Origin of the sequence: Legionella bozemanae, assembly GCF_001648595.1 — a bacterium.
Lineage (GTDB): Bacteria > Pseudomonadota > Gammaproteobacteria > Legionellales > Legionellaceae > Legionella > Legionella bozemanae.
On sequence record NZ_LBAW01000043.1, the window covers coordinates 1 to 13222 of the forward strand.

Consider the following 13222-nt stretch of genomic DNA (forward strand, 5'->3'; position numbering starts at 1 on the left):
CTGCCGACGAAAAACTGCTGGATGGGATCATGCTTATCTATTAAAAATTTTAACAAGCTAAGTAGATTTTAGGGGGAATTTAATGCGTTTGCCATGACTTAGCCATGATTCTAGTTTGCGCTAGGATTATGGTTAGTGCAGCGCTGGTGTTAGCAGCACCGGCGCGGCACGCTTCAAGATTAGTTTAGGTCTCTTTTCAACAAAAAGTCAACCAATTCGATGCGTTGGAACGAACCAATGAATCCTCAGGTTTTTTAATTTCAACCTCGGTACAACTCATTGAATCAAATAAAAAAAGCACTTTATAGAATGAAGAACACACTCAATGAACCATTCCCAACGCATCATTTCCAAATATAATTAGCCCACTTAATTGATAAGGGGTTCAGTGAATACCGTGTTAGCTGCCTCAAGACTCATGATTCAATCCCAATAAGGGCAGTTGAATACCCTCATAGATCTTTTCTTGCTTCAATTTGATTCCTATGCCTAACAATCTTACTGGCATACGTTTTCTCAAAAAACCTTCGTGTAGGAGTTGGCATAATATATTTAAATCGAGACTGTCATGCACACATTCCACCGTGGTTTGCTGAAAATCATTAAATTTTAATTTAACAAAAAGAGTGCAGATTGAAGACAAAGAAGATGTACTTTTAGTCACAGAGTTAGGAGCGCTGATTAAGGGAATTCGCCAATCGGATAAGCAAAGCATTTGTATCGAACCACAATCGTTTAATTTTGATTGTAGACAACCATCTCATCTCGCATTGTCTTGTACTGATAAAATACATTTCAGTTGAGAACACGAGTTAAGTTGACGATGCCCCACTCAGCTATTGATTATTCACAAATGAATAACATATAATTGAATTAACATTAACCACAATGATCAATTAAAACCCCATGATTTTAACATGATTGAAATTAGGGCATAAGAATATATGGATAATAAATCAGAACCTAATCAAAAATTTAAGTGGCATTTGTATATCAGAACAGATTCGCATTCTGCAATTCATGCGCAACAAATCCTAAATTATCAGGTTACACCTGCCGAACACATGAATTTGTCTCCCATGTCGAGCCAAGCCTACATCAACTCAGGTTATTTAAGTACCTTTGAGTATGCAAAAGGCCAAGGATTGGATGCCGTTCTCAATTATGGAGCATATAATAATGTCCATTTTATTTTCCTTCCTGAAACAATTTGTGAAACACATTTCTTAACCGGTGGCACTCGCGGTTTAGAGAAAGATGATGAGAACAATACTATTTTCCCTAAAAAAGCTGAAGGAAGTGCATGGGATCTTCCCGTCTTTAATACTTTAATTCCGCAAATTTTTTTTACAAGTAATATGGAGGTTGAATTAGGTAGCATGGTAACCCGAGGGCTCCAAGAGGTATTACTTGGGGGGAATTGGAGCGATTATGCTCAGATAATTACTCTTAGCAAGCAGAAAGTTCAGGAGATTAGGAGTCAATTTACAGGAGATGAAGTGGCTCTTTATAAAGCGCTCACCACTTATACAATCCCATACATTAATACAAGTAAAACTGAACAGCAACTTTCCTATGACACGCAGTTAGATCGGGCTCACAATATTGCCTGGTGGCAAACACTTAAGCAAGAGGAAAAAAGAATGATTGGCTTTGTTCACAGCATCATTCATCACACTATTTATCATGAACCTTTATTAACAGATCACAACTACTTATCTGCTCTCGCATCGATTTCTGCTTATAAAAATAAATTAGAATCCGAGTATCCTTTAATAAAAAATTACTTTCAGGCTGCTCAAGAAACACAGGACTTGTTATTACAGCTAGCATCATTCTATACAATGTATCATCACCCACAACAACTTTTATTTAATCAATTAAACAAGTTTATAACTGCGAATTCGCTGTGGGATAATCAGTTACTTACTAATGAATGTAATAAACTTCAGGTTTATAATCAACGTTTAAGTTCAGAGCTTCGATTCTGGATAACTTACAAAAATTTTGAAGCACTTAATCTTAGCGAAGAAGAAATAAGACTACATTTTCCTGAGATAGTATATTTTGTACAAAGAATAGAGACCAGTCAAAAAAACGCCAGCACTGTACTCAACTTGCTAGAAGATTCAAATATATTCGATGAATTAGCTCAGCTAGATTTAAACACAACAGACAGAAAAGTAAAAGCAATTAAAATACAAAGAAGTATTCTAGGATCGCAAAAAATAGTTCACCAGTTTTGCGATGAATTAAACATTTTTCGCACCCCAGTTAATTATTTAGCCCTTTGGTTTAAAAATTTTCACGATACCTATGCTATACCCTATATATTGCACAGGAATAATTACGAAGAGATATTTAATATAGGAATAACCTTAGAAAAGATGTATAAAAGCTTGGATAATATACGAAAAGAATTAATTTTCTTAATACAAGAATTGGATAAAATTAAAGCTGAGAATTTTCTTCTACAAATAACAAAATCTGTTAGTGTAGCAATAAACAACATAAATGAACAAATGATTAAAAAAAATGATCCAATTGGTTCTGGAAAAGAAATGATTGAAATATTCTCTACTGTATCCACATTACTATCTTTTACAAGAACGAGAATTGATACACATCGATTTGTAACACAAAACGAAAAAAAAATCGAAGAAGAAGCTTGGCACAAATTGTCTGCTTACTCTGCATCATCTTTGAACTCACAAGCTCTGCGTTGTTAACTGCTCCTTGCATCTTCCAACAATATATCGCTTGTAAAGATTTAATGGGTTGCTAAATGGTATTTGAAAGCGAAATGGGGGAGTTGACAGCCTGTACACACCAGGCCAAAAAGGAACACTTATTTAACTTAAGTACGGAATGTATTTATCAATTCATTTTAAAAGATAAGTTACAGGGTGGCAGTCTATTTAAACATTTAAGACATCAAAATAAAAAGTATCGCAAACGCTATGGGAGTTCGAAACGGTTAGGGCCTATTAAAAATAGACGTTTTATTGATGAAAGACCTAAAGTTGTGGATGAAAAAACGCGCGTTGGTGATTGGGAAATTGATACGACTGTTGAGACAATAGCATGCATATGATTTTTACCAATAATCGTATCAATTTCCCAATCACCTACCCGAGATTTTTCATTAATTATCGCTGGCCCTTTATCAATAAATCTTCTATTTTTGACAGAACCACTTCTACTAGGACTCCCATAGCGTTTACGATACTTATATAAATCACCACCCTGGCTTCTATCCTAAATAGTATTCTTTTTTGCATATCCACATATATGATCGGGACTCCAATTGTCTTTAATTTTTCCCTAACAAATACCTTAATTTCTTCAGTAAATTTTACATACTTATTTTTACATTTCTTACGATTATCAGAGTTAAATTGGGTGTAGTCAGCTTTGTAAGCCCAATACCATAAGCGAGTACGAACAAAGGTCATATTTCTATTAGGTGCTCTACTAATGGTTGATTTATTAACACAAATTTCATCATCTATCTGTTGCTGCGTATAAACAGATCTCCATAAAGCTTGGATTTTACACCGCTGTAAATAGTTCAAATGCTTATAGATCATAACTCAACTCATAGATAGAAATTAAACGTATATCCGCGTTCTTCCTTGAGGTATTTATGAAAGTACAAAAAATAAAACTGAGTTCTTATGATGTCACAAAGAGAGTTCTTGATGACAATCACTTGCCAAAATCAATTATCGAGTTTGTTCGCTATCTAAATAATGACGTGGTTAAGCAAAACGATACAACTGAAATAGGCCATACTAATGCTTTTTTCCTTCAGGGGGCAAATTCGGGAGTGCTAGGCTAAATGTTAAAGTGTTAAAGCTCGAACACACCGTATCCGCCAAGGATTGGTCTTAGTGTTCTCATTCTCGTAGCTCGAATCAGGTCCGGTAAAGAGCCGCGTATACGCGACGCTGGGGATATTGCTGAATTGCGTAGAACTCCAATACTGGCTATCAGTGGCAAATTGAGTAAAACCTGACGCGCCTGACTTGCTATTAATGGTGGTTATGTCCGCAACTATCAACGCCCATTCACTTTGTGCCGGCAAGAACCAGGTATTGACTCCACTTCCTGCTGTATAATTGCGGCAAGCTTCCGCTGCAGGGAAATTGGCACCCGCTAAAACAGTATATGTATTATCTGTAGAAATATTAAATGTGTTAATCGCATTGGTAGCTACATTAGAAAACGGCCCCCAAATTGCGGTAGCAACATCTGAAGGACTGATAATGTATGCTGTACTGCCATCAATCCGATAAATCACCCCACCACCATAGGCATCACCAACGGAAATCACTGTCAATGTCGCCGCAGTGGTAATCACCGTGTCACTGGCCGCATCCGTTACCACCATGCGGTATTGATTGCCATTGTCCCCTGCAACCAATGTCGGGGTCGTGTAACTGGTCGCTGTCGCGCCACTGATGTCAGTCCAAGTACTGCCACTGTCCGTACTCACCTGCCACTGGTAGGTATAAGGGAGCGTGCCGCCACTGGCAGTCGTACTGAATGCCGCTGTTTGTCCTACATTCTGGGTGGCATCGCTTGGATTCGTTGCCGTTAACGCGGCACCGATATAGGTGTACCCCTCAGGAAAGGAGGTTTGCTGTCCATCTGGGTTTTGAACCACTACATCCACTACCTTATCCGAAACCGTTGCGCGTGCACGCAATAGAATTACAGCGGTAGGGACAGTGACGTGAATACTGTTTGATGAAAGAACCTGGATATTGGTTGCTGGTTGTCCACCAAAAAACACCAGCAGTCCTTGCACAAAGTTACTCCCCATAATGGTTACAGTATTGCCACCAGCTAATGGCCCGCTGTTGGGAGTAATGCCTATGATACTAGGTGCTAGGAGCTTGGTGATTTGCTCAGCAATTACGAACACTTGATTCATTTTCACTGCTGGCGTACTTACCCATTGGGTAATATCACTTAAACGCTGACTGCCCCATCGATGCCGCTCATCGTAACGCTTGTTACCATCTGCCAAGAAATTCACTTGTAAGCCAATGCTGTTATTATCCGGTGTCGTGTTATGAGAGGTCACATGCTGCCCAAAAAGAGATAATTCTATCCCAAGCTTCATTTTCTGGAAGTTGGGAAGCCAACTAAAGCCTGCTTGATAGGTGTCATAAATTTCACGTACCGTTGCCTCTCCGGTCAGCTTAAGACGCTCGCCCAACAATTGATTTAACTTAATACCACCACCTAACCCATTTCGGTCCTCCTCGGAAACAGGTGAAAAAATCGGGTTATAACGCACCTGGTCATAATACAGACTCCCACTAACTAACGTGGAAGGCGTGAGCAATACGTCAATCCCAGCATCAGCACCTGTGCTGGTCGCTCCGGCAAGATGACGGTAGTTAATGCATTGCAAATCGGACACAAAACCACCGCAATTGTCGCCATTGGAGGTAAAAATAATCGGATTTAATTCCTTACTGCTGGCATCGGCATAATAACCGCCTAAATTAAATCCTTGCAAAAAAGGTAAATTAAATAACTGCTGGAAGCGAACCCCATAAGCATCTTGATGCACCCTTGACTCAATATCTCCGGAATCAAACTGGAATGGCAAGCGCTGCCCAAAGCGTTCTGCTGTGAATTTCATCTGCGCCAAAGGTGAAAATCCATATCCCAGGGTACCATTGAGACGATATTGGCCTGAGCCGTACTCACCTAAAGCACTCAGCGCCAGGCGACTTCCTAATGGCAGCACATATTGGGCATTGTAATAAGTACCTGTCAAATCGCTATAAGTTACACCCCAATTCAACGGACCAGAGAAACCCAGGTGCTGATTTGTCAATGACAAGTTATTTAATATCCCTGTCTGCGCATAATTCACTAAAGGAGTAAATGGGCCGGCAGATACCGGCGTACTGGTAGGTGTAGGTCTGCCTTGCTGTGATGCAGAAGATATTGGAGTCTGAGGAGAATTAGGTAATACCGCCGCAGCTGATAATTGAATAAACTGGCTATAAATTAATAGGCTAGCAATAAATTGACGAAAACAGCCACCTAACCCCTTTTTTTTTCATCACAGCTCCCTCTATGGACAACCACACTCTCAATATGTCTAACGAATAAAAAATTTAAGAAAAACCTCCATACCCTACAATGAAAAAGGCAAAATATCTATACGTAAAAATACCCATGAATGAGGAAGGAAATTTTTTTAAAAATCTTTTTTGATTAAGAAGGTATGAATTTAAAATATAATTTTTTTTATTCAATTTTGCTTGATATTGAGATGACTATTAAGAATGCTTCCATTGAAATAATAATTTGCAAAGATATGGAAGAAACCCTGCTTAGAAAAAAAGCATTTTCAACTTTTTCTACGTCTGGAGGGCATTTTTCTTCAAAGCCAGTGGAATTTGCGACTTTGCCTGGTCATCAAAATAAATTTCTCCCATGCTGTACTCGCTAGTAAGAAAAAGCTAAGATTAATATAATACCAAGTGCAAAACCTATGGCGCTTGCCTTACCAAAACGAGTATAAACGGTTTTTAATTGTTCTAGATATATTAAATTCTTAAAAGGTCCTAACCACCAAAAATAAAATGGGCGTTCCCAAAAAGGTTTTTCAAAAATACCGCCTGTAACAAACAATTGTTTACCACATATACTACAGTAAAATACTTGAACCTTATGAGTAACGAGACGATTCTCAAATTTTACAATAGGCTCCATACTTTTCTTACAAAATTTACAGGGTAACTTCATGATAAAAACCTTTTTAAATATCCTGATATTAAGTATAAAGGAATTACTATCAATAACTCATTTAATGTACTTTCACTAAGCATAGCCATTCTTCTTTATCTGTTGATATACTTGAGACTAAGAACCATCAGACCCACTAATAAATTACAAATCTCCTTATGAAAAATGTTATTATTTTTCAAACTAAAGAAACAAATATATCTAAGATAAATAATTATAAATAAACCACAAGTAGAGCGACCATTCGAAAATTAAGACTCTCCAAAACAAAGTTATAAAATTTAAAGAATTTGTTTAAGTACAAAAATACATTTAATGTGCTGCTCGAATTCTTATTTCTTGCTAAAAATAAGTTGGTTTATAATTTAAAGGAATCACATTAACCAGTGGACTATCCCAATACGCTCAACAAAGCCTATTGCATTTAAATGGCGTCATTTTCATAGCGAAGTGCTCCTCCACTGTGTTCGCTCCGTAACAAATTCCAATGCCCTTTATCTCCATAATGCTGTTCTATGAATTATTAATTATAGTAAAAATTGAACGCGTTCATTTGAAATGGTATTGCAGAAATTGTTGGAGTATAAATTAGATTGATTTTCAATTAAATTTTAACTATAGTTTCCTTTTGGTTTTCATTCGATGTGTTTGAAGCCAAGCTTTTGATATTGTTTGAAGAAAACAAGATAACCTTGAATGTTCATATCAGAAAGGATTTTATGGCTGATTACAAATCACGGATGGTTATTGCCTCTATTTGTTTATTGTTAGATAAAAGTAACGCCTTTGCCCAATCCCTTATGTTCTTTCCTAATACCGAGAACTCCTCAAGACTTACCACAACAGGCGGTTTTAATTACTTTCAAAATAGTACCAATGGTAATGGCTTCGCCGATTATTTACTTCCTCTAAATAAACGAAACAACTCCTTACTGTTTACGAATTTGGACATCAAAATCGGTCAGCAAGAGAGTAAAAGTGGTTCGGCAGGCTTAGGGTACCGTTATCTAAATACTCAAAGTATCGTAGGCGCGTATCTGTTTACTGACGTCAATAATACAATTTTTAATAAGACGTTTACTACCCTTAATCCTGGCATTGAATGGCGCTCTAAATCGGTAGATTTCCATGTGAATGCCTATGTACCAGTCACCAACAGAATAAAACTTCTTTCCTCAGAACGCAATCAAATTACCTCCTTTCAAAGTAGAAGGCAAATCACAACGACGCAGTTATTTTACGAAGCCGTTGGGGCTGGTGGTGATATGAGTATTGGGAAACAATTCTCTCATTTGCGACAATCAAGAGCTTATGTGGGAGGCTATTACTATAGCCCTCAGCAAATGAAAGCAATCAAAGGAATGCAAGCAGGAGTTGACATCCCTATTATGAATCAAGTGGTATTAAATGTAGCAGACAGCTATGATAACAACCTGCATAATACCTTTTTCCTCGGGGTTAGTATTCAATTTGGCGGAGTATCGCCTCTCAATCAAAACAGATTAGAGGATCACTTTTCTGATGCAATTCCCAGGCATTTAGGAACATTAAATACGGGCAGTAGTATCCCTAGTGAAACCGCATGGATTGAAAAGAAATCAGAAACGCAATTCAATAATATATGGTTTTTTAATGGAGCCTCTTCTGGTAGCTCTAACATAACCCCAGACAGCTGCACGTTTGAGCACCCGTGTTCTAGCACTCAATTAAACCAGAATAGTATTAATAATATCAATAAATGGGCACCTGGTGCGAATTTATATCTTGAAACGGGCACCTATGACATTAGTCCAGATAATAATCAATTGTTCGTGTTAGGTGGGCAATCCTTCTTTGGCAGAACCTATCAGTTTGCTGCCCCTGCTCCATTTGGCGCTCAACCATTACTCAATGGCAGCTTAGTCTTGCAAGGAAATAACACCATAGCCAATATTGCTTTAGCTGGCACCGGTACCCAACAGACCGCAGGAGTAGTGGCGGGACGAATGACTCAAGCAGTAAGTAACATCAATATTAATTCTGTCTCAATAAGTGATTTTCGCGGCAACACTGAAGATGCCGGCTACGGCATTACTGCCTACGGTACAGATATAAATATTGACAACGCATTAATTGAAAATATTCAAGGCGGAACAAATCCTGAGCTCATTAATACAAACGCTGCCTATGGGATACGAGCAACTAACTCAGCTTCCGGGCAAATTGATATACGAAACACTAGCATTCAAAATATTTACAATAATAATTCTGGAGTAATCAATGCAGCTTATGGAATAAATGTTGAAAATAATGGCAATGGGGTGATAACGGCCGAAAATAATTTCATTAATCATCTCACCCTCTCACCCAATGAAGCACTGTATGGTATTTATAGCTTAAATAATGGAGTAGGTGGCATTTATTTACAAAACAATGTGATGACTGATTTTTCCGTCTCAAACGCTCCTGGGGGAATGAACCAAGCTATTTATGGGATAAGTGCCTTAAATAATAATCTTGGCGCTACACTTATCCTCAATAATACAGCCAGTAACTTCCAAACCAATAATGCTTCAGTAGGAACCACAATTTATGGAATCAATGCAATCAATCAACAAGGTATTATTCAGATTGATAATAATAAAGTGTTTCATTTCACTGGCGCATCTTCGGATGTGGACGTCGTTAATGGATTGACAATTGCAAATTATGGAGGCACAGCCCGAGTTAGCGGGAATCTAATTGATAATATCACCGCTGGCTTCGGTGGTTCTATTGGCGGTACCGCTCAAGGGATTAATCTCTTCCAAATTTATGGAAACAGCATTATTGCGAACAATCAAGTTAGCCGTGTTACTGCTGGAAATAATGCCTGGGGAGGTGATGCGCAAGGGATTTACGCAGTTAATGATAGTGATTATACCGGTGTAGGTGGAGTTATTTCTCTTATCGACAATAGAGTTTCCGAAATTTATGCAGGAAATGGCAGTAATATTGGCGGTACTGCTATAGGAATCAGCACGGATAATCGCAGCGGTAATCTATTAATTGATCGCAACACCGTAGCACAAGTCCGAGGAGGAACTGGAGAAGGAATTGGAGGAAGTGCAATGGGTATTTACTCTCTAAATCAAGGCTCCGAAGTAAGTATTTCAAACAGTCAGGTAACAAATATTCAAGGTGGAAACAGTGATCCAATATTCGGAGTGGGAGGAGATGCCTATGGAATTTATGGATACTATTATTTTGGCAGCGACATTATAGAGTCTGATAACTTTGTCTCCAACGTCACTTCGGGTCAAGGAGGAGCTGCAGGTATTGAAGGCACTATTGTAATTACATCACCCCCAGGTTAACTTTTACGTGTAGCAGGATACTATGATTGATAAGAAAATTAAGTTTTTTTCACCGAAGATTATCTCTCTTCTTCTATTGATTAAGATGCCCTTCGCGTATGCCTCTTTACCACCGGTATTGGAAGGAAATTATGATGTGGGTCATACGTCCATTTTAATGGCTGATCATTCAAGAGATCCTTATATCTTAATCCCTGATGCTGTATTTGATACCTACAACAACCCTGATATTCGCACGGAATACGAATCTAGAGGCCATCGTTTTTGGGTTGAAATTTGGTACCCTATCCCTAAAGGAAGTAGTGGGCAGCCAACTTCATATATCTGGAATCATACCGTTGAACCTGACATTACCAGCGATTTATCGCAAACTTTTGTTCCCTATTTGAGTGAAGAGTCTCAATGCGACACCAACTACCCGCAAATGGGTCCCATCGCCAAAACCATGTTTACCGCGACCGATCCCCTAATTGTCTGTCCATTTGCGTATAATGCAACATGGAGCTCACGTGCTTTAGAAAATGTACCCTTAAGTAATGGGACTTTCCCCGTAATTATTTATTCGCACGGTGGCTCAACTGAAGCCGTGGAAGTATACAAGGTGGCAGAACGATTAGCACAAAATGGCTTTATTGTGGCAGCACCTAATCATGCTACCGCAAACATTACTTATAATTTTAATACATTACAACCAAATTTGGTGGCAATCGATTACGCGTATAGCCCAAACTTCAATAGCGCTGTTCTTCCTGGCCAGGTAGAAGACATAAATTTTGTAGCAGAGCAATTAATTGCCAAAAATATCAGTGATGCAAGTATTCCCTCATTCCAAGGACATGTCGATATCAATCGTTTTGGGGCTATGGGGTTCTCAGTAGGCGCTTGCAGTGTATTGATTTTAGCTGGTGGCTCAAACAGTTTAAATATCCCTCCTAACCCTTTGTTCAAAGCCATTTTTCCTTATGAAATTTGTGCTGATGGAGTGATCGAAGCCCCTGAGAGTTCTCCCAGCAATTTGGCCAGCATTCAGATCCCTTATTTAAATATCTCTGCAAGTACATCACCGTACCCTGGGAATGTATTTACTGAACTGTCCCCACAAATTCCATCCAAAACGAAAGTCACTTTAAAAAATAGCATCCATCAATTTGATACGGCACAATGTGCAATGCTCAGAGCACTGATGCTCAAGCTTAATTCTCCGTTGACTTATCTGATGGCAGAAAGCCTGTTTCTTTCAAGTATTCTCGATAACTCATTTGCTCCCAGTGACCCACTCTTATATTGTCAATCTTCATTCTATCCCCCCGATTATTATACTTTAATGCAGATGGCCACCACCCTAAACGAGGGCTGGACCGCCACGTCACAACGTTGGCAAGAAAATATTGCGTTTTACTATGGAATCCCCGACTATCCATTTAATTTTAAATTGCCTGCAGGAAAATGGCCTAGATATTTAAATGAAGATGAGTTATCGCAAATGCTATCTTTCTATGGAACCGCTTTCTTTAAGAGCTATTTAGCAAATGATACTTCTTATAAGCCCTATCTTTCCGTCCAATTTACAAAGACTTTTATACCCGAAAATAGAATAATCCATTGTCTATATGGGAAATGTGACAGCAATACAGGTACTGGAATACGAAAGCAGGCTTTGTAGATGAATTTATCAAGTTTCATTGATACAATCTGACTGATAAAATGGCCCATTATTATATCCCCTTCCTTCTTCATGATAGGGTTAAGATAATAGATTTCATCTTTCACGAAAGTAGATTGCTGCTTTTGCTAAGTTCATATTATAAGCTACTAGGATTTTTCTAAATTTTCTTCATCGTCATCATCTACAAGCGTGTCAGAATCTCTTTCTTCTAGCTCATATGCAGTACTTGTACCAGGCGAAGCACCGCCTTGTCCCTGATTATGATCTTTATCAAATACACCACCAAGGTCTGATTTATTATTTTCAATATCATCTGGAGTCTGAGTTTTACCTTCGTGTTGATTTCTAACTTTTGGATTAGAGTCAACTCCTTAATCACTATTTTCATTTTGTGAGACTGGGTTTTATTATTTGCATAATTTTCCATAATGCTACTCCTTGTAATAACGCTACCAGGCTCATATTGATGGAACAGCTAAGAGTAAATACACACGGAGTTTTAAACCCGTTAAGATTGCTCAATCTTGGCAAATTAATAGCGGAAGAGCGGAGGCAATGAGAATAGAGCGTTATATTAAAAAGCTTTCTCGAAGTGAAAAAGAAAAAATTATAAATGATCCATTACAACTCTCTTATTATCAGTGGAGGGAAACTAGTCTTTAAAGTTTTCAACTAATGGCAATTGGAGCCTGACTATGCCTTTATTCAGCGTGCCATAGGCGGTTACAGTCATGGGAAACAAGTACTATTAGCTATGATGTACTCTTTTTTTAATTGAGAAGATGGCCAAAAACTTCTTGAGAAAGTGCAAACATCTAACTTTGTGCAAGCCCTGTCAATTTTAGATAATGAAACTCGGCAAATTATTTCTGAATTATGGCTACATCATACTGGATGGTAGAGATCAGCTATACAATTAGGCCTAGGACTAAAGATAGTCGGTTTTGCCGCCATTTTAAAGCTTTTTTGATGGTAATTTTAAATTTTTTTCCATATAATCAATTACATAATGTTATCATTACAAATTAAAAATAACGATGAAATTTTAACATACCAAAAACCTTTCTATTTAAATTTTATATTAATTATCATATTGTTAACAAGTTTCGATTACATGGATATTTTCACCTCCAAAGGCAAATTTTTTTGCTCTAAATTGATACCTATAACCCGCGCCAGTACTGAATCTGTCAGTAAAAAATAGTCCTGAAATGTCGGCAAAACCGACGATCTTTAGCCCCAGGTCTTATTAGAGCTAGATTAAATTAATAATAAGCCTTTAGCTTTTATCTGTTTTGATTTTATCCTTTTCTAACTGCCATTTTGCTTCTTGATATTCTCTTTTTACTTCTGCTTTCAACTCTTCCAGAGTAGGCAAATGAAGACAGAAATCTGCTTTAATAACCGCTCACGATTCGACGTGATATTCAATATTGGCGTGCTA

At 37.9% G+C, this 13222-nt stretch carries 7 protein-coding genes and 3 pseudogenes; 6 read left to right on the plus strand and 4 right to left on the minus strand.

The window, feature by feature from the left end:
* Positions 1-409: 409 nt before the first annotated feature.
* Positions 410-643: pseudogene (locus tag A8O27_RS17600) on the minus strand (DNA polymerase IV); the annotation flags it as partial.
* Between the two features lie 301 nt (positions 644-944).
* Between A8O27_RS17600 and A8O27_RS17605 the strand changes: the two are divergent.
* Positions 945-2729, plus strand: a complete 1785-nt coding sequence (locus A8O27_RS17605; RefSeq protein ID WP_058461110.1) for a hypothetical protein — start codon at positions 945-947, stop codon at positions 2727-2729.
* Positions 2730-2833: 104 nt separating this feature from the next.
* Positions 2834-3073 (plus strand): annotated as a pseudogene (locus tag A8O27_RS17610) (IS30 family transposase); the annotation flags it as partial.
* Here the strand turns inward: A8O27_RS17610 and A8O27_RS17615 are convergent.
* Positions 3052-3590, minus strand: a pseudogene (locus tag A8O27_RS17615) (transposase); the annotation flags it as partial. The pseudogenes A8O27_RS17610 and A8O27_RS17615 overlap by 22 nt on opposite strands.
* Positions 3591-3646: 56 nt before the next feature.
* On the opposite strand from A8O27_RS17615, the gene A8O27_RS17620 reads away from it, so the two are divergent.
* A complete protein-coding gene (locus tag A8O27_RS17620) occupies positions 3647-3841 on the plus strand; it encodes a hypothetical protein (protein WP_058461113.1) in 195 nt (64 codons plus the stop codon).
* A gap of 3 nt (positions 3842-3844) precedes the next feature.
* Here the strand turns inward: A8O27_RS17620 and A8O27_RS17625 are convergent, their stop codons facing one another.
* A complete protein-coding gene (locus A8O27_RS17625) occupies positions 3845-5863 on the minus strand; it encodes an IPT/TIG domain-containing protein (RefSeq protein WP_058461114.1) in 2019 nt (672 codons plus the stop codon).
* Positions 5864-6253: 390 nt separating this feature from the next.
* On the opposite strand from A8O27_RS17625, the gene A8O27_RS17630 reads away from it, so the two are divergent.
* The gene (locus A8O27_RS17630; RefSeq protein WP_058461115.1) at positions 6254-6481 is read left to right on the plus strand and encodes a hypothetical protein; all 228 of its coding nucleotides are present in this window, start codon (positions 6254-6256) and stop codon (positions 6479-6481) included.
* On the opposite strand, the gene A8O27_RS17635 is transcribed toward A8O27_RS17630, so the two are convergent.
* A complete protein-coding gene (locus A8O27_RS17635) occupies positions 6478-6777 on the minus strand; it encodes a hypothetical protein (RefSeq protein WP_082891539.1) in 300 nt (99 codons plus the stop codon). The two genes, A8O27_RS17630 and A8O27_RS17635, sit on opposite strands and share 4 nt — an antisense overlap.
* 719 nt (positions 6778-7496) lie before the next feature.
* Here A8O27_RS17635 and A8O27_RS17640 point away from each other — a divergent pair.
* Entirely contained in the window at positions 7497-10112 is a 2616-nt protein-coding gene (locus A8O27_RS17640; RefSeq protein ID WP_058460483.1) for a beta strand repeat-containing protein, read from the plus strand.
* 22 nt (positions 10113-10134) lie between these two features.
* Positions 10135-11775, plus strand: coding sequence for an alpha/beta hydrolase family protein (locus A8O27_RS17645; RefSeq protein WP_058460482.1), 1641 nt, complete (start codon positions 10135-10137; stop codon positions 11773-11775).
* Positions 11776-13222: the final 1447 nt, after the last annotated feature.